A 23100-nucleotide genomic window follows, 5' to 3' on the forward strand; every position below is an offset into this window, starting at 1 on the left:
GCCGGCGATCGGAACACCGGTGTCGATGACGCCGTCCATGATCGTGGCCGCACCCTCGGTGGTGGTCACGACGTTGTCGGTGGCCCAGTCCACGACGTCGATCCATTCACCGACCACCAGCTCCTGGCGGGTGCGGACCTTGGCCCGGAGATCGGTGAGGATCTCGGCCGTCGTACGGGCACCGTGGCTGCCCGTCAGCGAGGGCTGGGTTCCGAGATCCATACATGTATTAGATCACCGAGGTCCGACATCGCGAAGCGTCGCGAGCCTGCCTGTGGACAGGCGAACGTCCACAGGCAGGCTTGTGGGGAGTTGGTGGACGTGCGGGGGTTTCGAGGCTCGTCGCTGGCGCTCCTCGCACCTCAACCACCGGCCCGAGTGGTCTCGAGACGGTTGCTGCGCAACCTCCTCGACCAACGGGCGACGGTTGCTGCGCAACCTCCTCGACCAACGGGCAACGGTCGCTCCTCGACCACCGACCGACCTAACTCGGTCGCACCTGCTGGCCCCATGACGGACAATCAAATCTTGTGGGTCACGTAGAGGTCGCAGGTCTCCGGTACGAACTGCCCGATGGGCGGGTCCTTCTCGACGACGTCGCGTTCCGGGTGGGTGAGGGCGCCAAGGTCGCGCTGGTCGGGGCGAACGGTGCGGGCAAGACGACGCTGTTCCGGATCATCACCGGCGACCTCTCCCCCCACGCGGGCGTCGTGACGCGCTCGGGCGGGCTCGGCGTGATGCGCCAGATGGTCGACCGGGGTCTGGCCGAACAGCCGACGGTCGGCGACCTGCTGCTCAGCCTCGCCCCCGAGCGGGTGCGTCGCGCGCAGGCGGAGGTCGACCGGTGGGAGCTCGCGCTCATGGACACCGACGACGAGAAGACCCAGATCGCCTACGCCACGGCGCTTTCGGAGTACGCCGACGCCGGCGGGTACGACGTCGAGGTCATCTGGGACGTCTGCACGGTCAAGGCGCTGGCACTCCCGTACGACCGCGCGAAGTACCGCGAGCTGCGCACCCTGTCCGGCGGAGAGCAGAAGCGGTTGGTGCTGGAGTACCTCCTCGCCGGGCCGGAGGAAGTGCTGCTGCTCGACGAGCCCGACAACTTCCTCGACGTGCCCGGCAAGATCTGGCTCGAGCAGCGGATTGCTGCATCGGACAAGACGATCCTCTTCATCAGTCACGACCGCGAGCTGCTCGCCAACACGGCCACGCACGTCGTGACGGTGGAGCTCGGGGCGGGTGGCGGTGGCAACAGCACCTGGACGCACGCGGGCAACTTCACGTCGTACCACGAGGCCAGGAAGGACCGCTTCGCCCGCTTCGCAGAGCTGCGGCGTCGGTGGGACGAGGAGGAGGCGAAGCTCAAGGCACTGGTGCTGCGGCTGAAGATCAAGGCCGAGTACAACGACGGCATGTCGTCGCAGTACCGCGCCGCACAGACCCGCCTCCGCAAGTTCCAGGAGGCCGGGCCGCCGACCGAGCAGCCGCGCGAGCAGCAGGTCACGATGCGGCTGTCCGGCGCCCGCACGGGCAAGCGCGCCATCGTCTGCGAGGACGTGGAGCTGACCGGCTTGATGAAGCCCTTCGACCTCGAGGTCTGGTACGGCGACCGGTTGGCCGTGCTCGGATCGAACGGCTCCGGCAAGTCCCACTTCCTGCGGCTGCTCGCCACGGGCGGCAGCGACCCCGACATCGAGCACCAGCCCGTCGGTGACGCGGACATCGCTCCGGTCCACCACACCGGCCGAGCCCGGCTCGGTGCGCGGGTGCGCCCCGGATGGTTCGTGCAGACCCACGAACACCCCGAGCTCTCGGGCCGGACGCTGCTGGAGATCCTGCACCGCGGCGACGGCTCGCCGAACGGGCGCAAGGGCATGGGGCGTGAACAGGCCGCTCGGGTGCTGGACCGCTACGAGCTGGCGGCGAGCTCGGAGCAGAAGTTCGAGTCGCTGTCGGGCGGCCAGCAGGCGCGGTTCCAGATCCTGTTGCTCGAGCTGTCGGGCGCGACCCTGCTGCTGCTCGACGAGCCGACCGACAACCTCGACGTCCAGTCGGCCGAAGCCCTGGAGGAGGGGCTTGCGGCGTTCGACGGGACCGTCGTCGCGGTCACCCACGACCGCTGGTTCGCCCGCGGCTTCGACCGGTTCTGCGTGTTCGGGTCCGACGGTTCGGTCTACGAGTCGGACGATCCCGTGTGGGACGAGGCGAGGGTGGTGCGGACGCGATGAGCGAGCTGCAGATCACCGAGCTCCAGCGCGGTGACGAGGCAGGCCTCGCGGCCTGGTCGGACGTGGCGGTCGCCGCAGAACGGCACGATCTCGGCGACAACGCCGAGTACTGGACCCACGACGAGCTGCTGCCCATGCTGGGCGCTACGACGGGACGCCGTCAGTTCCGGCTGTTCAGCGGAGCGCTGGACGGTGAGGTCGTCGCGGCTGGCCGGATGCTGGTGCCGCTCAAGGACAACCTCGACCTCGCGGAGGTCCACGTCGCCGTTCGGCCCGACGTACGCCGGCGCAGGCTCGGCAGCCAGCTCGTCAGGCACATCGAGGGATGTTCACTGGCTGCGGGGCGTACGCGGCTGGACGCCTTCCCCTCCTGGCAGCACGACAGTCCCGAGGACGGTGCCGGCACCGCGGGCGCGGAGTTCGCCCGGGCCCACGGCTTCACGCTGACGCTCGGCGACATCCAGCGCCAGCTGCACCTTCCGGTCGCCGACGAACTGCTGGAACGGTTGGCGCGGGAAGCGGCGCCGCACCACCTGGGCTACGAGCTCCGGTCCTGGGCGGGGCCGATTCCCGAGGACCTCGTCGTGAGCTGGCTCGAGCTGTCCTCGACCCTGGCCACCGAGGCGCCGAGCGGCACAGGAGTCCACGAGAACGACGCCGTGGACGTTCCGGCGTTCCGGGAGTCCGAGGCCCTCCAGACAGCCCAGGGCCGGACGATGTGGCACACAGTGGCGCTCGACGACACCGGTCGGGTGGTCGCCTACACCCAGCTTGCCGAGACCCTTCGCGACAACCCGTTCCTCTTCCAGTGGGGCACGCTGGTCCATCGGGACCACCGCGGCCACCGACTGGGACTGGCCGTGAAGGTGGCCAACCATCGCGCCCTCCAGGCAGGCAGCGACGTGGCGGGTCGTCGTACCGTCACCTGGAATGCAGGGGTCAACGACCACATGATCAGGATCAACGAACGACTGGGTTTCGTCCGCGGAGCCCGTGGCGGCGAGTTCCAGAAGAAACTGACCTGATCGGTTCCCCGTTGTGCGACTACGGTGGAACCGTCACCGTCCGCACCGAGGAAGGAATGCCCCCATGGCTGCCAGCAACGCGAACGACGACCTCAAGGCCAAGATGCGCGAGGCGCTCGACCGCAAGAACAACAAGGGCAAGACCCTGACCGAGGAAGTCCCGGGCAAGGAGAAGGCCCACGGCTCCGAAGTCGTCGGCGGCGCTCCGAAGATGCACCGCCGCAAGGCCGGTGGCGGCGGCTCCTGACCCTCAGGACCGCCAGGGACCTCAGCCGTCCGAGCCGAGCTTCAGGTCGGTCGTGCTCTCCTTGCCGCCGCGCAGGTAGGTGACCTTCACGGTGTCACCGGGGCGGTAGGAGCGCACGGTCGCAATCAGGCCGTCGCTGTCCTCGATGCGGCGGTCGTCGATCGCGGTGATCACGTCACCCGCCTCGAGGCCGGCGTCGGCGGCGGCCGAGCCGTTCTCCGTCTCCTCGATCTTCGCGCCGGAGACGGTGGTGTCGCTCGAGCCGGCGGTACCGGCGGCGTTGGAGACCTGGATCCCGAGGCGGGCGTGGGTGGGGGCCTCGCCGCCGCGCAGCTGCTCGATGATCGGCAGCACCTCGTCGATCGGGATCGCGAAGCCGAGCCCGATCGAGCCGGACTCAGCGCCCGCTCCGGATCCCGTCGAGCGGATCGAAGCGTTGATGCCGACGAGCTGGCCGTCCATGTTGACCAGCGGGCCACCGCTGTTGCCGGGGTTGATGGCGGCGTCGGTCTGGATCGCCGGGTAGGCGGTCACGTTGCCGTTGGCGTCGCGCGCCACCTGGACCGGACGGTTCAGGGCGCTCACGATGCCGCTGGTGACGGTCGCGTCCAGGCCGAAGGGTGAACCGATGGCGACGACCTGCTCGCCCACGTCGAGGTTGCTGGACTTGCCGAGCGTGATCGGGGTCAGGTTGTCGACGCCCTCGACCTTCACCAGCGCGGTGTCGGTCAACGGGTCCGTGCCGACGATGGTCGCCCGCGCCTTGGTGCCGTCGCTGAACGACGCGGTCACCTCGGCCTGCTTGGCGTCGATCTCCCCGCCCAGCGTGACGACGTGGTCGTTGGTCAGGATCAGGCCGTCGGCGTCGAGGACGACGCCCGAGCCACTGCCCGAGTTGCCGCCCCCGCTCACGTCGAGCGCCACCACGGAAGGCAGTACGGCGGCCGCGACTCCTTCGACGCTGCCGGACGCCGCCTGCTTGTCACCGGTGTCGGCGACCTGCAGCGGAGCGCCTCCGCTCGAGCTGCTCGAGCCGTCGGTCGCGGCGTCGTAGATCGCCGCACCACCGACTCCGGCCCCGCCCCCGACCAACAGGGCTCCGGTCAGCACCAGCACTGCGAATCCCGACCGCCTCGGCCGCCGGAAGGGGGGCGACGGCTGCGCGGGGGATCCGTGGGGGAACAGTGGCGGTGCTGGCGGCGGGGGCAGGACCTGAGTCATGCCTCTACTTTGAGGAGCCTCCCTGTGACTGCGCTGAGACCAGGTTGAGGACTTGCCCTGAGAGTCCTACACCTGGCGGTCGCGCGATTCCCAGTACGGCTTGCGCAGCTCGCGCTTCAGGATCTTGCCCGTGGGGTTGCGGGGGAGTGCCTCGACGAGGTCGACCGAGCGGGGCGCCTTGAAGCGGGCCAGCCGCTCACGGGTCCATTCGATCAGCTCGACGTCCGAGGTGTCGGAGCCGGGCTTGAGGGCAACGACGGCCTTCACGGACTCGCCCCACTGGTCGTCGGGGACGCCGATGACGGCAACCTCGAGGACGTTCGGGTGCTCGGACAGCACGCGCTCGACCTCGGGGGAGTACACGTTCTCCCCGCCGGTGATGATCATGTCCTTGAGGCGGTCCGACACGAACACGTAGCCGTCCTCGTCGACATGGCCCATGTCGCCAGTGCGGAACCAGCCGTCCTCGACCAGGACCTCGGCGGTCGCCTCCGGCTTGTTCAGGAAGCCCTTCATCAACTGCGGTGTGCGGAGCCAGAGCTCGCCGTGCTCGCCGGTCGCCACTTCCTCGAGCGTGGCGGGGTCGACGATGCGGACCTCGCACTCCGGTACTGGCTTCCCGGCTGACAGCAACCGCTCCGGGTGCCCGTCGGTGATCGCGTTGCGGTGGTCCTCGGGCATCAGGTGGGTGGCGACCCCGGACACCTCGGTCAGGCCGTAGACCTGGATGAAGTCGGTGTCCGGCCAGGCCTCCATCGCGGCGCGCAGCAGTGGCGGCGGCATGGGGGCGGCGCCGTACGTGTAGGTCTTGAGGGCGCTGAACAGCTTGACCGCGTCGGGCCCGGACTGCAGCACCTGGGCGAGCACCGCCGGGACGAGGAAGGTGCGGTTGGCACCGGCCATGATCGCGCCGGCGAGCGAGGCGGCGTCGGGCTCGCGGGTCATCACGCTCGGGATGCCGTCGTGGATCCCGAAGAGGACGTACGACGACCCGCCGACATGGAAGAGCGGCATGGCGACCATCGACTTGTCGCCGGGCTCGAATCCCCAGCCGTCGTGGGCGTTCACGGTGTGCTTGACCATGTTGCGGTGCGTGAGCATCACGCCCTTGGGCCGACCGGTCGTGCCCGAGGAGTACATGATCAGGCAGACGTCGTCCTCGAGGACGTCGGGACCGTCGTCGCAGACCACCGAGTCGGCGAGGAACTGCTCGTACTCGTCGCCCTCGGCGCCGTCGGGGGTCACCTCGATGATCTTCTGGACGTTCGGGAGCCGGTCGCGGATCGCCAGGATCGTGGGCATCAGCTCGCTGCCCACGAAGAGCACCTTCGCCCCGGAGTCGTTGACGGCGTAGTCGATCTCGTCGCCCGCCGAACGCCAGTTGATGATCGCGTTGGCGGCGCCGATCGAGCTGGCAGCGAGGCTGATCTCCACGCAGGCCGGGTGGTTCTTGTCGAGGAACGAGACGACGTCACCGCGGGCGATGCCGAGCTCGCGAAGCCCCCCGGCCGCGCGATGCACCCGTTCGTGCCACTGGGCCCACGTCCAGGTCCGGCCGAGGTAGGTCATCGCCTCCGCGTCGGGTGTCGCCGCCGCCCAGTAGTTGAGTCGGTCGTCGACGTACGTCGGCTCCGAGGGGTGGGCCGGGGGCCAGGCCCGGGCGGCTGAAGAGGACCCTGATGGTGACGTTGTCGTCGCGCTCACGTCCCGGATTGTGTCCCAGGTCACAAGGATGCACAACGACCCCCTCAAGGTGTGGCCACTCTCCGTTCACCTCCGTCCACCACGATGGAGAGGTGAGTCTCGTGTCGTCGCCCCTTCTCCGCGGCGACGAAGCCCCCGCTGCGAGCACGCTCGTGGAGATCTTCCGCCGTACTGCCGCCGACTTCCCGGACGCGATGGCCCTCGACAGTGGCAACGACACCGTCACCTATGCCGAGTTCGGTGAGGCCGCGGATGTCGTCGCCGACGACCTGGCGGACCTCGGCATCGGAGCAGGCGACAAGGTCGGTGTCCGGCTGCCGTCCGGCACGACCGACCTCTACGTCGCGATCATGGGCATCCTGTTCGCCGGCGCCGCCTACGTGCCGGTCGACGCCGACGACCCCGAGGAACGCGCCCGTCTGGTCTTCGGCGAGGCCGACGTCGCCGCCATCATCGGTGCCGGCCTGGTCATCGAGCCGCTCCGCGAGCGCCGGCCCCGCGACCGTCGCGACCCGCTGCCCGAGGACGACGCCTGGGTCATCTTCACGTCCGGCTCGACCGGGACGCCCAAGGGTGTCGCCGTCTCCCACCGCAACGCGGCCGCATTCGTCGACGCCGAGGCCGGGATGTTCCTGCATGACCAGCCGCTCGGACCTGCGGACCGGGTGATGGCCGGACTCAGCGTCGCGTTCGACGCGAGCTGCGAGGAGATGTGGCTGGCCTGGCGGTACGGCGCCTGCCTGGTCCCCGCGCCGAGGGCGCTGGTGCGCAGCGGCGTGGATGTCGGCCCGTGGCTGGTGGCCAACCAGGTCAGCGTCGTGTCGACGGTGCCGACGCTGGTGAGCCTGTGGCCCGACGACGCGCTCGAACACGTCCGGCTCCTGATCTTCGGCGGCGAGGCGCTCCCACCCGAGCTGGCCGCGCGCGTGATCCGCGAGGGCCGCGAGGTCTGGAACACCTATGGGCCCACCGAGGCGACGGTCGTCGCGTGCGGTGCCCTGGTCACGGCTGACGGCCCGGTCCGGATCGGTCTGCCCCTCGCGGGCTGGGACCTGGTCGTCGTCGACGCCGATGGGCACCCGGTCGCCGAGGGCGAGCGCGGCGAGCTGATCATCGGCGGCGTCGGCCTGGCCCGCTACCTCGATCCGGCGAAGGACGCCGAGAAGTACGCGCCCATGCCGACCCTCGGCTGGGATCGCGCGTACCGCAGCGGCGACATCGTCATCAACGACCCGGCCGGCCTCCTGTTCGCCGGTCGCGCCGACGACCAGGTCAAGGTCGGGGGCCGCCGTATCGAACTGGGCGAGATCGACTCGGCCCTGCTCGCCCTGCCGGGCGTCAGTGCCGCGGCTGCCGCCGTCCGTCGTACGACGACAGGGAACCAGCTCCTCGTCGGCTACATCACCACGACGGGCGCCTACGACAGCAGCGCGGCCACCGCACACCTGCGCGCCACGATGCCGGCGGCCCTCGTCCCGCGGCTTGCCGTCGTCGACGACATCCCGACCCGGATCTCCGGCAAGGTGGACCGCGACGCACTGCCGTGGCCGCTGGCCACGGCCGACCCGGCCGACGTCGGACTGCACGGCACGTCCGCACGGATCGCCGAGGTGTGGCAGCGGGTCATCGGGGCCGCCCCCGACGGCCCGGACTCGAACTTCTTCGACCTGGGCGGCGGCAGCCTCACAGCGGCCCAGGTCGTCACGATCCTGCGCGCCGACCACCCCGAGCTGACCGTCGCGGACATCTACGAGGTGCCGACCGTGACGGGCCTCGCCGCGCTCCTCGACACGCTCGAGCCGTCGGCGCTGGCGGAGCAGAGCCGCAAGGTGATGCCGATCCCGCGCAAGACCCAGCTCGGCCAGGTCGTGGCCGTACCGCTGTTGCGGGCACTCGCCGCGCCACGGTGGATCGCCGGCACGCTCACCCTTTCCCGGCTGCTGCACGACGTCCTCGACGTCGCCTGGCTGCCCGCCGTGTCGTGGTGGGTGCTGGTCCCGCTGCTCGTGGTGTTCGTCAGTCCGGTCGGCCGGATGTTCATGGCGGCCAAGCTTGCCCGGTTGGTCCTGGCCGGCGTCCGGCCCGGGACCTATCCGCGCGGCGGCAAGGCGCACCTGCGGATCTGGGCCGCTGAACGCCTGGCCGACGAGCTGGGCGCGACCCGGATGGCCGGAGCGCCGTACATCACGTGGTACGCCCGGTTGCTCGGCGCGAAGATCGCACGCGGTGCGGACGTGCACTCGCTGCCGCCGATCACCGGCCACCTGACCGTCGGCAAGGGCGCCTCGATCGAGCCCGAGGTCGACCTGACCGGCTACTGGATCGACGGTGACACCCTGCACGTCGGCGGGATCCGGATCGGCGCCCGCGCGCGCGTCGGCACCCGTTCCATGCTGTGTCCCGGCGCGGTCGTCGGTGACGACGCCGAGGTCGCGCCCGGGTCGGCCGTGTTCGGCGACGTCCCGTCCGGGGAGTTCTGGTCCGGTGCGCCCGCGACCCGTGCGAGCTCCGCCGCGCGCGGCCCCTGGGCCGAGCGGCCCGCGGCCTCGCGGCGGTCCCTCCGCCTCTGGGCGGTGTCCTACGCCGCGGCCGCTGCCGGTCTGGCGCTGCTGCCCTCGATCGCGGTCACCGCGATCGTGCTGCCGGTCCTGCTGCTCGCCGACCTCGACGGGACCGCCGATGCCGGTGAGGCCCTGCGCGCGCTGGCGCCCTGGTTGCTGCCCGGCGTCGTCGCGGGCTGTGTCGTGCTCGCCGGCCTGATCCTCGTCGTCGTGCGCCTGCTCGGCCGCGGCGTGCTCCCGGGCGCGCACCCCCTGCAGAGCCGGCCCGCGTTGAGCGTGTGGGCCACGATCCGCGTGCTCGACGAGGCACGGACCTGGCTGTTCCCGCTCTACAGCTCGCAGCTCACGCCGGGGTGGCTCCGTCTCCTGGGCGCCCGCATCGGCAAGGACGTCGAGGCGTCGACCGTGCTGATGATCCCGTCGCTCACCACCGTCAGCGACCAGGCGTTCCTCGCCGACGACACCCTCATCGGCGGCTACGAGCTCGGCGGCGGCTGGCTGCGCGCCGGCACCGTGAAGGTCGGCAAGCGCGCCTTCGTCGGCAACTCGGCGATGGCGGCCCCCGGCCGCAAGGTCCCGAAGCGATCCCTCGTCGCGGTGCTGTCGGCCGCTCCCGCCCGTCACACGATGAAGGCGGGGGAGTCGTGGCTCGGCAGCCCGCCCGCCCCGCTGCGTCGTGCCACACAGGGCGCCACCGACGAGCGCACCTACGCGCCTCCGCGCCGCCTCAAGGTCGCCCGTGCGTGCTGGGAGATCGCCCGGCTGGTGCCCGTCGCCCTGACCGTCGCCCTGCACGTGGCGGTCGTCCTGGCCACCGTCGCCGTCTGGGCCGAGTACGGCGCCGTGGCCGGCGTGGTCGTCGTACCCGTCGCGTTGTGGCTGGCCGGCCTCGTTGCCGCCCTCGTCGCGATCGCGGCGAAGTGGCTGCTGGTCGGCCGGGTCCGCGCCGGTGCCCACCCGTTGTGGAGCTCCTTCGTGTGGCGCAACGAGCTGGCCGACACCTTCGTCGAGGTGCTCGCGACCCCGTGGTTCGCCGGTCTCGCGACCGGCTCGCCCCTGATCAACCTGTGGTTCCGGGCGATGGGTGCGCGGGTCGGCCGTGGCGTGTGGTGCGAGTCGTACTGGCTGCCCGAGCCCGACCTCGTCGAGCTCGGTGACGGCGCGACCGTCAACCAGGGCAGCGTCGTGCAGACCCACCTGTTCCACGACCGGCTGCTCGTCACCGACACCGTGCAGCTGCGGCGCGGTGCCACCCTGGGCCCGAACTCGGTCGTGCTGCCCGCCGCGGTGCTCGGCCGGCACGCTACCGTCGGCCCGGTGTCCCTGGTGATGAGAGGCGAGACCGTGCCCGACAAGACCCGCTGGATCGGCAACCCGATCGGTCCGTGGGCGGAGTAGTGCCCGAGCTCCCGACCGCGGACCCCTATCTGCCCGGCCACGGCGACCCGTCGTACTCGGTCAGGCACTATGACCTCGACATCACCTACGTCCCCGAGGGCAACCGGTTGCGCGGCACCGCCGTGCTCGACGTGGTCGTGGCCACCGAGACCAGCCGCCTGGTCCTGGACCTCGCGCACCTGCAGACGAGCAAGGTGCGGGTCGACGGCGCGCGCCTGAAGAAGTGGACCGCGCGCGACGAGCGGCTGGTGCTCCAGCTGGCAGGACCTGCGGCCGAAGGCACCGAGCTGCGGATCACCGTCGCGTACTCCGGTACGCCGCTGCCCGTCATCGACGAGCACCACGGCGACGCGGGCTGGGAGGAGCTCACCGACGGCGTGATCGTCGCGGCCCAGCCCCACGGGGCCCCGACGTGGTTCCCGTGCAACGACCGGCCCGACGACAAGGCGACCTACCGGATCACGGTGTCCGCGCCGACCGGCTACACCGTCGTCTCGAACGGCACGCTGGCCGACCACCGCCGCAGGGCCAGCGTCGAGACCTGGCGCCACGAGATGGACAAGCCGATGGCGACCTACCTCGCCACCGTCCAGATCGGCCGCTACGTCACGGTGCAGCACGACGAGAGGACCCGCACGATCGGGACGCAGGACGCCGATCTCGCCGGCTCCTTCGACCAGCAGCCCGCGATGATGGAGTTCTTCGAGCGCGCCTTCGGCCCGTATCCGTTCGATGCGTACGCCGCCGTCATCACCGACGACGACCTCGAGATCCCGCTCGAGAGCCAGAGCCTGTCCACCTTTGGACGCAACTTCTGCACCGACGACTGGTCGCACGTGCGGCTGATCGCCCACGAGATGGCGCACCAGTGGTTCGGCAACGCCGTCACCCTCGCGCGCTGGCAGGACATCTGGCTGCACGAGGGATTCGCCTGCTACAGCGAGTGGTTGTGGTCCGAGGAGTCCGGAGGCCCGCGCACCTGCGACGAATGGGCGCGCCACCACCACGACAAGCTGGCCGACCTCGACCAGGACCTCCTGCTCGCCGACCCCGGCCCCGCTCTGATGTTCGACGACCGCGTCTACAAGCGCGGTGCGCTGACCCTGCACGCGCTCCGCGCCGACGTCGGTGACGACGCCTTCTTCGACGTGCTGCGCGGCTGGGCCGCCCAGCAGGCGGGCGCCTCGGTCACCACCGAGGAGTTCCTCGCCTTCGCGACCGACCGCACCGGCCGCGACGTGGCTGCGTTGCTGGAGCCCTGGCTGTACGACACCGACCTGCCGCCGTACCCGGGCTGAGGCCGGAAAACGGCAGACGCCCCGCGTGGATCACGCGGGGCGCCTTACCGGTCGGAACCGGAGAGCGGTGGGCTCAGGCCCAGCGCTCCTCGGCCGGCACGAAGTCGAGCGTGCGCGGACCGGTGTAGATCTGCTTCGGACGAGCGATCTTCTGCTCCTTGTCCTGGACGAGCTCCAGCCACTGTGCGAGCCAGCCCGGCGCGCGGCCGATGGCGAAGAGCACGGTGAACATCTCCGGCGGGAACTCCAGGGCCTCGTAGATCAGGCCCGAGTAGAAGTCCACGTTCGGGTAGAGCTTGCGCTTGACGAAGTACTCGTCCTCGAGCGCGATCTTCTCGAGCTCCTTGGCGATCTCGAGGAGCGGGTTGACCCCGGTGACCTCGAAGACGTCGTCGCAGGCCTTCTTGATGATCGTCGCGCGCGGGTCGAAGTTCTTGTAGACCCGGTGGCCGAAGCCCATCAGCCGCTCGTTGCCGGCCTTCACGCCCTCGATGAACGCGGGGATGTTCTCCTTGGTGCCGATCCGGCGCAGCATCTTGAGCACGGCCTCGTTGGCGCCACCGTGCAGCGGGCCGTAGAGGGCGCCGATGCCGGCCGCGACAGCGGAGTACGGGTCGACCTGCGAGGAGCCGACGGAGCGGACCGCGTTGGTCGAACAGTTCTGCTCGTGGTCGGCGTGCAGGATGAACAGCACGTCGAGCGCCTTGGTGATGCGCGGGTCGGCGGCGTACTTCGTCTCGCTCATCTTGAAGAGCATGGAGAGGAAGTTCTCCGCGTAGGACAGCTCGTTGTCGGGGTAGACGTACGGCTTGCCCTGCGCGTGGCGGAACGACCAGGCGCCGAGGGTCGGCATCTTGGCGATCATGCGCACGATCTGGATGTGCCGGTTGTCCGGGTCCTCGATGTGGCGCGACTCGGGGTAGAACGTCGAAAGGGCCCCGATCGACGCCATCAGCATCCCCATCGGGTGCGCGTCGTACCGGAACCCCTGCATGAAGCCCTTGACGTTCTCGTGCACGAACGTGTGGTACGTGATCTCGTGCACCCAGGCGTCGTACTGCTCCTTCGACGGCAGGTCGCCGTGGACGAGCAGGTAGGCCACCTCGAGGAAGTTCGACTTCTCCGCGAGCTGTTCGATCGGATAGCCCCGGTACTCGAGGATCCCTCGCTCGCCATCGATGTAGGTGATGGCACTGCGGCAGGAGGCAGTGTTGACGAAACCGGGGTCGTAGACAGCCAGGCCGGGGTTTTCCTCATCGGCCTTGATCTTCCCGATGTCGGCGGCCTTGATGGTGCCGTCGACGATCGGGATGTCGTACTCCGCTCCGGTGCGGTTGTCGCGTACGGTGAGAGAGTCAGTCACCCCTGCAACCTAGTCGCCCGCGTCACATCGCGGAAAGACGGTGTCCCGAGGCGTGGCCTGGGACAGATGTCACACCGGCTGCTCCTGGCAGAGGTGTTCGCGGCGTTTTGACCGTGTCCGAGACCCCGCCGTAGTCTTTCCTGCGCGTCTCCTGCCGCTCCGCGCTGCCGTCCTGTACGGCGCCGGGGCAGTCCCGGATCGCCCAACGTCTTCATGAGGCAGTGCCTCCCTGGAGCAGATCGCCGTGAGGCGAGCATGAGTGGGCCGGGCTGAGTTCGTCAGAAGACGTCGCCTGCACGGTGCATCCGCACCGGCGGCAGGCAAGCCCGATCGACATTCGCCGAACGGGTCCACGAACTAACCGAAGAGAGTGAACGCATCATGCGTACCTACGCTCCCAAGCCCGGTGACGTTGAGCGCGCCTGGCTCGTGATCGACGCCACCGACGTCGTCCTGGGCCGGCTGGCCGTCACCGCCGCTAATCTCCTCCGCGGCAAGCACAAGCCGATCTTCGCGCCGAACGCCGACACCGGTGACTTCGTCGTGATCATCAACGCCGACAAGGTCGCGCTGTCCGGCAAGAAGCGCACCGACAAGATGGTCTACCGCCACTCCGGCTTCCCGGGTGGTCTGACCGCGACCCCCATCGGTCAGGTCATCGACAAGGACGCCCGCAAGGCCGTCGAGCAGGCTGTCTGGGGCATGCTGCCCAAGAACCGCCTCGGTCGCCAGATCATCACGAAGCTCAAGGTCTACAACGGCCCCACGCACCCGCACCAGGCGCAGCAGGCCGTTGCGTACGAGATCACCCAGATCTCCCAGTGACTTCTCAGAGCTGACCAGGACTAAGGACTTTCATCGTGACTGAATCGCAGAACACCGAGGTCGAAGAGACCTTCGAGACCGACGACCAGGGCCTCGCGTACACCAGCGAGACCTCGCCGTCCGACGCCACCCCCGCCGTCCCGGCGACGATCGCCCCCGGCGCGGCCACTGGCCGTCGCAAGGAAGCCGTCGCCCGCGTCCGGATCGTTCCGGGCACCGGCACGTGGACCATCAACGGCCGCGCGTTCGAGGACTACTTCCCGAACAAGCTGCACCAGCAGGTCGCCAACGAGCCCTTCGCGACGCTCGGCCTCGAGGGCCGCTTCGACGTGATCGCCCGTATCCACGGCGGCGGCATCACCGGTCAGGCCGGCGCCCTGCGCCTCGGCGTGGCCCGCTCGCTCAACGCGATCGACATCGACGCCAACCGTCCGGCCCTCAAGAAGGCCGGTCTGTTGACCCGTGACGCCCGCGCGACCGAGCGCAAGAAGGCCGGTCTCAAGAAGGCCCGTAAGGCTCCGCAGTACTCGAAGCGCTGATCTGCCGCAAGGCAATCACGACGACGGGGCCACGCACCGCAGCTGCGGTCCGTGGCCCCGTCGCCCGTTTTCGCAGACAGTCTCACCACCACACGAGGGAGAGCACGTGCCCCGCATCTTCGGCACCGATGGTGTCCGCGGCCTCGCGAACGCCGACCTGACCGCCGAGCTGGTCCTGGACCTGTCCGTCTCCGCCGCCCACGTGCTCGCGGAGCGGGGCGCCTTCGCCGGCCACCGGCCGTTCGCGGTCGTCGGGCGCGACACCCGGATCTCCGGCCAGTTCCTCGAGGCGGCCGTGGTCGCCGGGCTGGCATCGGCCGGGGTCGACGTACTGCTCCTCGGTGAGCTGCCCACCCCCGGTGTGGCGTACCTGACCGCCTCGCTGGGCGCGGACCTCGGCGTGATGCTCTCCGCCTCCCACAACGCGATGCCCGACAACGGCATCAAGTTCCTCGCCCGCGGCGGGGTCAAGCTCGACGACGCGATCGAGGACGCCATCGAGGCGCGCCTCCGGGAGCCCTGGGAGCGGCCCGTCGGCGGCGACGTCGGCCGGGTCACCCCGCACCTCACGGCGATCGACGAGTACGCCGCCCACCTGGTCGCGACCGTGGGCGACCTCGGTCCGGCGTCCGGCGAGCGACGCCTCAAGGTCGTCCTGGACTGCGCCCACGGCGCCGCGTCTGTCGCAGGCCCGAAGGCACTGCGCGACGCCGGCGTGGACGTCGTCGCGATCTGTGCCGAGCCCGATGGCCTCAACATCAACGACGGCTGCGGCTCGACCCACCTCGACGTCCTGCAGAAGGCCGTCCTCGAGCACGGCGCCGATGTCGGCTTCGCGCTCGACGGCGATGCCGACCGCTGCCTGGCCGTCGACGCCGAAGGCTCGATCGTGGACGGCGACCAGATCCTCGCGATCCTGGCCCTGTCCCTGCGCGACGCCGGCCGTCTGGTCGACGACACCGTGGTCGCCACGGTCATGTCCAACCTCGGCTTCGTCCAGGCCCTCACTGCAGCCGGTGTCGTCGTACGGCAGACGGCCGTCGGTGACCGCTACGTGCTCGAGGACATGAAGAACGGCGGGTACTCGCTCGGCGGCGAGCAGTCCGGCCACGTGATCATGAACGAGCACGCGACCACCGGCGACGGCGTCCTCACCGCCCTGCAGGTCCTGCACCGGATGGTGGCCACCGGGTCGTCGCTGCGCGAGCTGGCCGGTGTGATGACCCGCCTTCCGCAGGTGCTCGTCAACGTGCCTGGCGTCGACCGGGCCCGCACCGACGACGCCGAGCTCGTCGCGGCCGTCGTTGCTGCCGAGGCCGAGCTGGCCGGCACCGGCCGGGTGCTGCTGCGGCCCTCCGGCACCGAGCCACTCGTGCGCGTGATGGTCGAGGCACCCACTGCCGAGCAGGCTGACTCCATCGCGCACTCGCTGGCGGACGTCGTACGCCTGCGGCTCACCCTTCCCTGACACTAGGCTCCCCAGCCATGGGGGCTATTCCGGCAGCTGGTGACACGTTCGGTCGATATCGGATCGAAGGCACGCTGGGACAGGGCGGCATGGGAGTCGTCCTCCGCGCACGCCATGTCGAACTCGACCGTGTCGTGGCCCTCAAGCTGATGCTTCCCGAGATGATCGGGGCCGATGACCGGGTGACCCGTTTCCGTGGCGAGGCGATGGCGCTGGGCCGACTCGAGTCTGCCCACGTCGTGCAGGTGTACGACGCAGGCGAGCACGACGGCTGGCTCTACATCGCGACCCAGTTGGTCCCGGACGGCGACCTCTCCGCGCTGCTGGCGGCCGAAGGTCCGCTCGGGCCGGCTGCGGCCCTCGGTCTCATCGACCAGGTCCTGTCCGGCCTCGCGGACGCGCACGCGGTCGGTCTGATCCACCGCGACGTGAAGCCGAACAACGTCCTGCTCCGTCGCGAGACGGCTGGACTGCGGGTCTTCCTCTGCGACTTCGGCATCTCCCAGGTCATCGACTCGGCCTCCCACACCGTCGGCGTGATCGGAACGTGGGCGTACCTGGCTCCCGAACGACTCCGCGGCGAGGCCGCCACTGTGCAGTCCGACCTGTATGCCGTGGGCTGCCTGCTGTGGGAGTTGCTCAGCGGGGCGGCGCCGTACGCCGGGACGATGGCGCAACTGGCGGTTGCCCACGAGACGGCGCCCCTTCCCCAGATGCAGCCCACGGGACCGTGGGCCACCGCTGTCAACCAGGTCCTCGTCCGGGCCATGGCGAAGCAACCCCAACACCGGTTCGCGAGTGCGAGCGAGATGCAGGATGCCGTGCGCGATGCGGCGGGCCGGGCCCATCGTGCCGCGCCAGCCGAGGGCGCGGCGCCCGTCACGGAACTCGGTGGCGCGAATGCAACGGTGTTCGCGGCCTCGGCCCCGGTGATCTCGCCCCCGCCGTCCCCGCCGTCCCTGCAGCCCTCGCCCTCGTCGTACACGCAGCCGGTCTACCCGATGGCTCCGCCCAGGGTGCCCGCGGCGACGCCGCCGCCCCGGAAGGGCAAGGTGCTCGCGATCATCGCTGCGTGCTTCCTGGCCGTGGCCCTCGGCGTCGGGGCAGCGGTCGCCCTGGTGCAGTTGACCGGCGACGACACGGTCACGACCGCGAACGACGACGTCACGACGCGAGGCACCGACAACAGCGCGGGCACCGACACCGCCGCCAGCGCCGGCCCGACCGACGAACTGACCTCGCCCGCACCCGAGCCGGTCGGCGACGTCACCTGCTGGGACGGATCGCGGGTCGTTCGCGTCAGCAACTGCGACCCGACCCCGACGGGGCAGGCTGGTCTGACGTGGGTGTTCCCATCGATGAAGGACCAGGACTGCACCGGCGGTGAACTGACCGGGGACCGCGCGGAGGTGTGGTCGTGCGCCACCACGTTCAACGGCGAGCGGGTGAGGCTGTCCTATTCACGTTGGGACAGTGTGGCGACGGCTCGCTTCGCCTTCGACGCGGAACTCGGCAGCAGTCACACGATCCGCAATCCCAAGGACACCGAGGACGTGTTCGAGGAGTGGATCGCTCCGGGGCGTGGAGGCCATGTCTTCGTGCGGGTCTACGTCGGCTTCCCGTACAGCGTCGAGGTCGAGTCGACGATCCCCTACTCGGGCCCGGACATCGCCATCGACGGGTACGACGTCAACGGCGCCAAGCTGGTGAGGTTCCGACCGCACCGCAGCTTCGCAGGGAACTCCTGACCGGCTCGGTGGAACGACGTCAGTCGAGCCGTTGGTCGAGGAACGCGACCGCGTTCTGGACGGCCTGGTCGTGCCGGGCGTCGAAGATGTGGCGCTCGCCCTCGTAGAGCTCCAGGTCGGCGTCGACGCCGGCCGTCCGGAGCACCCCGAGCGTTGTCTCCGACCACTTCAGGGGGCACACGGGGTCCGCCGTACCGTGCTGGATCAGCACGGACGCGGTGATCTTCGAGAAGTAGGTACGCGGCGACAGGTCTCGATAGAAACCGGGGTTCGCGCTCGGTGCGCCGAACTCGTCGCGGACGGCGTTGCGGTCGGCCGGACTGCCGAGGCTGGCCAGGAGTGCGGTCGCCTGGGCGAAGGTCGAGCTGATGGGGGACAACAGGACGGCTGCGCGGGCGAGGCCGGGGTGGGTCACCAGGACGTTCATCGCGATGCCGCCGCCCATCGACCGGCCGAGTACGCCGATCCGATCAGCGTCGACGTAGTCCTGCGTGCGGAGCGTGGCCAGCGCGTTGATCGTGTCGCGGGTGTAGCCGACCATCGTCTGCTGGTCGAACGGGCCGAGAGGGTCAGAGCCGGCGTGGCCCCGGAGGTCGGTCTGGAAGACGACGAATCCCGCCGCCACGAGGGCGTCCTGCTCCACCTCCAGCCCGCCGCCGGTGCGGTACGCCTTGATCGGGACGCGACCGTGCACGATGACGACGGCCGGGAACGGGCCCTTGCCGCGAGGTCGGAGGAGCACGCCGGTGATGGTCAGCCCGTCACTGCGATAGCGGACCTCCTCGCGGATGTGCCGCCGGGTCGATCCGGCCTCGCGCAGGACGACGAGTTCGCCGGCGTCGGGCGCCTTGGCTGCGATCGCCGGGAGTGAGTATGTCGGGTCGGGCCCGCTGTTCGTCGGCGAACCGGATGCTTCGGGGGCGGGTGTCGTGTTGGCGTTCGCGGCTGGGGTGCGCGAAGGCCCCGCGCCAGGAGCGTCGGGCGCCTCGGTGCCACAACCAGCCGCCGACAGGGCGAATACGAGAGCGGCGCACAGGGCCACGAGGCGTGGGCGGTTCTGTCCCGGTGTCACGGCGCCCCGCGTCAGATCTTGCGCAGGCGCACGTAGCGGACGGAGTGGTCCGCGGTCTTGCGGAGCACCAGCGTCGCGCGGGAGCGGGTCGGCAGCACGTTGCGCTCCAGGTTGGGCCCGTTGATGGAGTCCCAGATCCGGCGCGCCTCGTCGACTGCCGTGTCGTGGCTCAGCGCGGCGTACTTGGCGAAGTAGGACCCGGGGTCGCGGAAGGCCGTCTCGCGCAGGCGCAGGAAGCGGTCGACGTACCAGTCCCGGATGTGGTTGGTGTTCGCGTCGACGAAGATCGAGAAGTCGAAGAAGTCGGACAGGCCCAGGGTGATCCGGCCGTCCTCGCGCACCCGCGCCGGCTGGAGGACGTTCAGGCCCTCCACGATGACGATGTCGGGTCGCTTCACGACCACCTTCTCGTCCGGCATCACGTCGTAGATGAGGTGGGAGTAGACCGGTGCCTCGACCTCGTCCTTGCCCGACTTGATGTCGATCACGAACTTGAGCAGGGCGCGCCGGTCGTAGGACTCCGGGAAGCCCTTGCGCTCGAGCAGGCCGCGCTTCTCGAGCTCCGCATTGGGATAGAGGAAGCCGTCGGTGGTCACCAGGGCGACGTTGGGGTGCTCGGGCCAGCGCGCCAGCATCTGCTGGAGGACGCGCGCGGCGGTCGACTTGCCGACGGCCACCGACCCCGCGAGCCCGATCACGAACGGCGTGCGGGGCGGGGTGAGGCCGTGCAGGAACTCCTCCTGGTCCTGGTGCAGCGCCGAGGCACTGCTGACGCGCAGGCTCAGCAGCCGGGAGAGCGGGAGGTAGACGTCGCGGATCTCGTCGAGGTCGAGCGACTCGCCGAGGCCGCGGAGGCGGTCGAGCTCCTCGGTGGTGAGGGGGCTCTCGGTCTCCGACGCCAGCTTCGCCCACGTCGCCCGGTCGAGCTCGACGTACGGGGACGACTCTCGCTGCGACTCGTCACCAGCCTGAGTCGTGGGGAGGTTGTCCGCCGTGGGACCGGTCACCATGACGACGATTCTTCCAGTGCGCCCCTGCGCGCCTGCGGGCGCGTCCACCGTAGACTCCCTGATCATGTGCGGGATCGTCGGATACATCGGGCCCAGGTCGGCTCAGGACACGATCATCGACGGTCTGCGCCGGCTGGAGTATCGCGGCTACGACTCGGCGGGGGTCGCGGTGGTCAGCGACGGTGACCTGTTCATCGAGAAGAAGGCCGGCAAGCTGGCCAACCTCGAGAAGGTCCTCGATGACGAGCCCATGCCCACCTCCGGGATCGGCATCGGCCACACCCGCTGGGCGACCCACGGACCGCCCAACGACGTCAACGCCCACCCGCACACGGGCTCGGCCCGCCGGGTCGGCCTCGTGCACAACGGCATCATCGAGAACTTCGTCGAGCTCCGCTCCCGCGTCGAGGACGACGGCCACGAACTGCTCTCCGCCACCGACACCGAGATCGTCGCGCACCTCGTCGAGCTCCAGGTCCAGTCCGGTGTCGACCTGATCACCGCCATGCAGCGCGTCTGCCAGCAGCTCGACGGTGCCTTCACGCTGGTCGCGATCGACAGCCAGGACCCCGACACGGTCGTCGCGGCACGCCGCAACTCGCCCCTCGTCGTCGGCCTGGGCGAGGGCGAGAACTTCCTCGGCTCCGACGTCGCCGCGTTCATCGAGTTCACCCGCGAGGCGCTGGAGCTCGGCCAGGACCAGATCGTCGTGATGACCCGCGACGAGGTCCGGGTCACCGACTTCTGGGGCCGGCCGGTCGAGGCCAAGCGCTTCCACGTCGACTGGGACCTCTCCGCTGCGGAGAAGGACGGCCACGACTGGTTCATGCGCAAGGAGATCTTCGAGCAGCCGCGCGCCGTCGCGGACTCGCTGATCGGCCGTCGTACGGCGGCAGGGCAGCTGCAGCTCGACGAGATGCGCCTCGCGGACGAGGAGCTCCGCGACATCGACAAGATCATCATCATCGCCTGCGGGACGTCGTTCTACGCCGGCATGGTCGCGAAGTACGCCATCGAGCACTGGACCCGCACACCGGTGGAGGTCGAGCTCGCCTCGGAGTTCCGCTACCGCGACCCGATCATCGACTCCACCACCCTGATCGTCGCGATCAGCCAGTCGGGGGAGACGGCCGACACGCTGCAGGCGATCATCCACGCGCGCTCGCAGAAGGCCAAGGTCCTCGCGATCTGCAACACCAACGGGTCCTCGATCCCGCGGGAGTCCGACGCCGTCATCTACACCCACGCCGGACCCGAGATCGGCGTCGCGTCGACCAAGGGATTCCTCACCCAGCTGGTCGCCTGCTACCTCCTCGCGCTCTACATCGCGCAGGTCAAGGGCACCCGCTTCGGTGACGAGATCGACGAGATCATGGAGCAGCTCGAGGCGATGCCCGGGCACATCGAGACCGTGCTCAAGGACGCCGAGTCCGTCTACGAGCTCGCCCGCACGCACGTCGACACCCGGTCGGTCCTGTTCCTGGGCCGGCACGCCGGCTACCCGGTCGCGCTCGAGGGCGCGCTCAAGCTCAAGGAGCTCGCCTACATTCACGCCGAGGGCTTCGCCGCCGGCGAGCTCAAGCACGGCCCGATCGCCCTGATCGAGGAAGGCCTCCCCGTGTTCTGCGTCGTGCCGCCCAAGGGCCGCGACCAGCTGCACGGGAAGATGCTCAGCGGCATCCAGGAGGTCCGGGCCCGCGGTGCGCGCACGATCTGCCTGGCCGAGGTCGGCGACACCTCCATCGAGCAGTACGCCGACCACCTGCTCCTGCTGCCCAAGGTGCCGGTGCTGCTGCAGCCGCTGGTGGCGGTGCTGCCGCTCCAGCTGTTCGCGTGCGAGCTGGCCACGGCGCTCGGCCACGACGTCGACCAGCCCCGCAACCTCGCCAAGTCCGTCACGGTCGAGTAACGCCTCATGGCCGTGGTGGGAGTCGGGATCGACGTGTGCGAGATCGCCCGGTTCGAGGAGTCGTGTCGTCGTACTCCCGCGCTGGTGGAGAAGCTGTTCGTCGAGGCCGAACGCGGCCGGCACATCAGCTCGATGGCCGCACGGTTCGCGGCCAAGGAGGCCCTCGCGAAGGCGCTGGGCGCCCCCCGCGGGATGGCCTGGCACGACGCGGAGGTGGTCTCCGAGGAGTCCGGTCGCCCTCGCTTCGTGATGCGCGGGACGGTGCTCGCCGAGGCCGATCTGCTCGGCGTGCGCTCGGTGCACCTCTCGCTGACCCATGACGGCGGCATCGCCTCGGCGGTCGTCGTCCTCGAGGACTGACCGTGATCCGCGCGCACACCGTCGAGCAGGTCCGGGCTGCGGAGGCGACGTTGCTCGCCGAGCTGCCGGACGGTGCGTTGATGCAGCGGGCGGCGCACGGTCTCGCATACGCAGTGCTCGACTTCCTCGGCTCCGCCTATGGGCGGCGGGTCGTGCTGCTCGTCGGGTCCGGCGACAACGGCGGTGACGCGTTGTACGCCGGCGTCGTGCTCGCACGGCGGGGCGTGCAGGTCGAGGCGTGGTTGCTCTCGGAGCAGGCGCACGCGGGCGGAGTGGCGGCGCTCAGGACTGCCGGCGGCAGGGTGTGCCCGTTGGTTGAGGTGCGAGGAGCGCCAGCGACGAGCCTCGAAACCACCGGGCCGTTCGACGTCGTCATCGACGGGATCGTCGGGATCGGCGGCCGGCCTGGACTGCGCCCGAACGCCGTGGCTGCACTGGCCGCGCTCGAGGGGATCCCGGTCGTCGCGGTCGACGTGCCGTCCGGGGTCGACGTCGACACCGGCGCCGTGGACGGGCCGCACGTCACGGCGACGCTGACCGTCACCTTCGGCACCCACAAGGGCTGCCACCTGCTCGATCCGGCCGCCCAGGCGTGCGGGGCGATCGAGCTCGTCGACATCGGCCTCGGGCTTCGAGGCTCGCAGGCTCGCACCTCAACCACCGGGTGGAGCTCCCTCGAGGCGCTCCAGCCTGCCGACGTGGCGGCGCTGCTGCCACGCCCCGGCCCGGTTTCGCACAAGTACACCCGCGGTGTCGTCGGCGTGCGCGCCGGCTCCGCGGCCTACCCGGGCGCCGGACTGCTCAGTGTCGACGGCGCGGCGTGCGGCCTCGCCGGGATGGTGCGCTACGACGGCGACCCCGCCGTAAACGACCGGATCCGCGATCGCCATCCCGAGGTCGTCGGTGCCGGTCGGGTGCAGGCCTGGGTCGTCGGGTCGGGCAGCGACACCCACGCGGAGCAGTCGCTGCGCGACTCGCTGGCCGACGACGTGCCGCTCGTCGTGGACGCCGATGCCCTCGCCTTCGCCGACCTGGCCCGCGGGCGGTCGGCGGTCCTCACGCCGCACGCCGGTGAGCTGGCCCGGATGCTCGGCGTCGAGCGCGCGGCGGTCGAGGCCGAG

18 protein-coding genes are annotated in these 23100 nt (G+C 70.2%); 12 read left to right on the forward strand and 6 right to left on the reverse strand.

From position 1 onward, the window contains the following. A partial coding sequence (locus tag ACOADB_RS02220) for a hypothetical protein (RefSeq protein WP_378596276.1) occupies window positions 1-222 on the reverse strand: 222 nt, incomplete at its 3' end. Between the two features lie 308 nt (window positions 223-530). Between ACOADB_RS02220 and ACOADB_RS02225 the strand changes: the two genes are divergently transcribed. The 3 genes from ACOADB_RS02225 (at window position 531) to ACOADB_RS02235 (ending at window position 3503) form a co-directional block, all read left to right on the forward strand. Then, window positions 531-2231, forward strand: a complete 1701-nt coding sequence (locus ACOADB_RS02225; RefSeq protein ID WP_378596277.1) for an ABC-F family ATP-binding cassette domain-containing protein — start codon at window positions 531-533, stop codon at window positions 2229-2231. Further along, entirely contained in the window at window positions 2228-3256 is a 1029-nt protein-coding gene (locus tag ACOADB_RS02230) for a GNAT family N-acetyltransferase (protein ID WP_378596278.1), read from the forward strand. Before ACOADB_RS02225 ends, ACOADB_RS02230 begins: the two co-directional genes overlap by 4 nt. Before the next feature lie 64 nt (window positions 3257-3320). Then, entirely contained in the window at window positions 3321-3503 is a 183-nt protein-coding gene (locus ACOADB_RS02235) for a DUF5302 domain-containing protein (protein ID WP_378596279.1), read from the forward strand. Between the two features lie 21 nt (window positions 3504-3524). Here ACOADB_RS02235 and ACOADB_RS02240 read toward each other — a convergent pair whose 3' ends face one another. Both ACOADB_RS02240 and ACOADB_RS02245 read right to left on the reverse strand, forming a co-directional pair. Continuing rightward, complete coding sequence (locus tag ACOADB_RS02240; RefSeq protein ID WP_378596280.1) at window positions 3525-4619, reverse strand: S1C family serine protease; 1095 nt, start codon at window positions 4617-4619, stop codon at window positions 3525-3527. Window positions 4620-4790: 171 nt separating this feature from the next. Next, window positions 4791-6428, reverse strand: coding sequence for a long-chain-fatty-acid--CoA ligase (locus ACOADB_RS02245; RefSeq protein WP_378596281.1), 1638 nt, complete (start codon window positions 6426-6428; stop codon window positions 4791-4793). Between the two features lie 101 nt (window positions 6429-6529). On the opposite strand from ACOADB_RS02245, the gene ACOADB_RS02250 reads away from it, so the two are divergent. Together ACOADB_RS02250 and ACOADB_RS02255 are read left to right on the forward strand one after the other, a co-directional pair. Beyond that, window positions 6530-10387, forward strand: a complete 3858-nt coding sequence (locus ACOADB_RS02250) for a Pls/PosA family non-ribosomal peptide synthetase (RefSeq protein WP_378596282.1) — start codon at window positions 6530-6532, stop codon at window positions 10385-10387. Further along, a complete protein-coding gene (locus tag ACOADB_RS02255; RefSeq protein ID WP_378596283.1) occupies window positions 10375-11685 on the forward strand; it encodes a M1 family metallopeptidase in 1311 nt (436 codons plus the stop codon). The genes ACOADB_RS02250 and ACOADB_RS02255 overlap by 13 nt, the downstream gene beginning before the upstream one ends. A gap of 73 nt (window positions 11686-11758) precedes the next feature. Here the strand turns inward: ACOADB_RS02255 and ACOADB_RS02260 are convergent, their stop codons facing one another. Beyond that, the gene (locus tag ACOADB_RS02260; RefSeq protein ID WP_378596284.1) at window positions 11759-13048 is read right to left on the reverse strand and encodes a citrate synthase; all 1290 of its coding nucleotides are present in this window, start codon (window positions 13046-13048) and stop codon (window positions 11759-11761) included. A 381-nt stretch (window positions 13049-13429) separates the two neighbouring features. Here ACOADB_RS02260 and rplM point away from each other — a divergent pair, with 381 nt between their 5' ends. The 4 genes from rplM (at window position 13430) to ACOADB_RS02280 (ending at window position 17628) form a co-directional block, all read left to right on the forward strand. Further along, the gene (rplM, locus tag ACOADB_RS02265; protein WP_378596285.1) at window positions 13430-13873 is read left to right on the forward strand and encodes a 50S ribosomal protein L13; all 444 of its coding nucleotides are present in this window, start codon (window positions 13430-13432) and stop codon (window positions 13871-13873) included. Window positions 13874-13908: 35 nt separating this feature from the next. Beyond that, window positions 13909-14412, forward strand: coding sequence for a 30S ribosomal protein S9 (gene rpsI, locus ACOADB_RS02270; protein ID WP_082573206.1), 504 nt, complete (start codon window positions 13909-13911; stop codon window positions 14410-14412). A 106-nt stretch (window positions 14413-14518) separates the two neighbouring features. Continuing rightward, on the forward strand, window positions 14519-15880 hold the full coding sequence (gene glmM / locus ACOADB_RS02275) for a phosphoglucosamine mutase (protein WP_378596286.1): 1362 nt from the start codon (window positions 14519-14521) through the stop codon (window positions 15878-15880). A gap of 17 nt (window positions 15881-15897) precedes the next feature. Next, a complete protein-coding gene (locus ACOADB_RS02280; protein ID WP_378596287.1) occupies window positions 15898-17628 on the forward strand; it encodes a serine/threonine-protein kinase in 1731 nt (576 codons plus the stop codon). A 19-nt stretch (window positions 17629-17647) separates the two neighbouring features. On the opposite strand, the gene ACOADB_RS02285 is transcribed toward ACOADB_RS02280, so the two are convergent. Then, entirely contained in the window at window positions 17648-18700 is a 1053-nt protein-coding gene (locus tag ACOADB_RS02285) for an alpha/beta hydrolase family protein (RefSeq protein WP_378596289.1), read from the reverse strand. Between the two features lie 11 nt (window positions 18701-18711). Continuing rightward, a complete protein-coding gene (coaA, locus tag ACOADB_RS02290; protein ID WP_378596290.1) occupies window positions 18712-19710 on the reverse strand; it encodes a type I pantothenate kinase in 999 nt (332 codons plus the stop codon). Window positions 19711-19774: 64 nt separating this feature from the next. On the opposite strand from coaA, the gene glmS reads away from it, so the two are divergent. From glmS to ACOADB_RS02305, 3 genes are all read left to right on the forward strand, one after another. After that, window positions 19775-21619, forward strand: a complete 1845-nt coding sequence (gene glmS / locus ACOADB_RS02295; RefSeq protein ID WP_378596291.1) for a glutamine--fructose-6-phosphate transaminase (isomerizing) — start codon at window positions 19775-19777, stop codon at window positions 21617-21619. 6 nt (window positions 21620-21625) lie between these two features. After that, window positions 21626-21979 carry a holo-ACP synthase gene (locus tag ACOADB_RS02300; protein WP_378596292.1) on the forward strand — a complete coding sequence of 118 codons (354 nt, stop codon included), beginning with the start codon at window positions 21626-21628 and terminating at the stop codon, window positions 21977-21979. Between the two features lie 2 nt (window positions 21980-21981). After that, window positions 21982-23100: NAD(P)H-hydrate epimerase (locus tag ACOADB_RS02305; RefSeq protein ID WP_378596293.1), on the forward strand; the 1119-nt coding region annotated here is incomplete at its 3' end.

Source organism: Nocardioides sp. CPCC 206348 (assembly GCF_048654705.1).
In the GTDB taxonomy this organism is placed as follows: Bacteria; Actinomycetota; Actinomycetes; order Propionibacteriales; family Nocardioidaceae; genus Nocardioides.

What these genes read in the sequence shown, in the direction of transcription:
- ACOADB_RS02300 (WP_378596292.1), top strand. Translation starts at nt 21,626, where the DNA reads ATGGCCGTGGTGGGAGTCGGGATCGACGTGTGCGAGATCGCCCGGTTC.
- ACOADB_RS02235 (WP_378596279.1), top strand. Translation starts at nt 3,321, where the DNA reads ATGGCTGCCAGCAACGCGAACGACGACCTCAAGGCCAAGATGCGCGAG.
- rplM (WP_378596285.1), top strand. Translation starts at nt 13,430, where the DNA reads ATGCGTACCTACGCTCCCAAGCCCGGTGACGTTGAGCGCGCCTGGCTC.
- ACOADB_RS02230 (WP_378596278.1), top strand. Translation starts at nt 2,228, where the DNA reads ATGAGCGAGCTGCAGATCACCGAGCTCCAGCGCGGTGACGAGGCAGGC.
- glmS (WP_378596291.1), top strand. Translation starts at nt 19,775, where the DNA reads ATGTGCGGGATCGTCGGATACATCGGGCCCAGGTCGGCTCAGGACACG.
- ACOADB_RS02280 (WP_378596287.1), top strand. Translation starts at nt 15,898, where the DNA reads ATGGGGGCTATTCCGGCAGCTGGTGACACGTTCGGTCGATATCGGATC.
- coaA (WP_378596290.1), bottom strand. Translation starts at nt 19,710, where the DNA reads ATGGTGACCGGTCCCACGGCGGACAACCTCCCCACGACTCAGGCTGGT.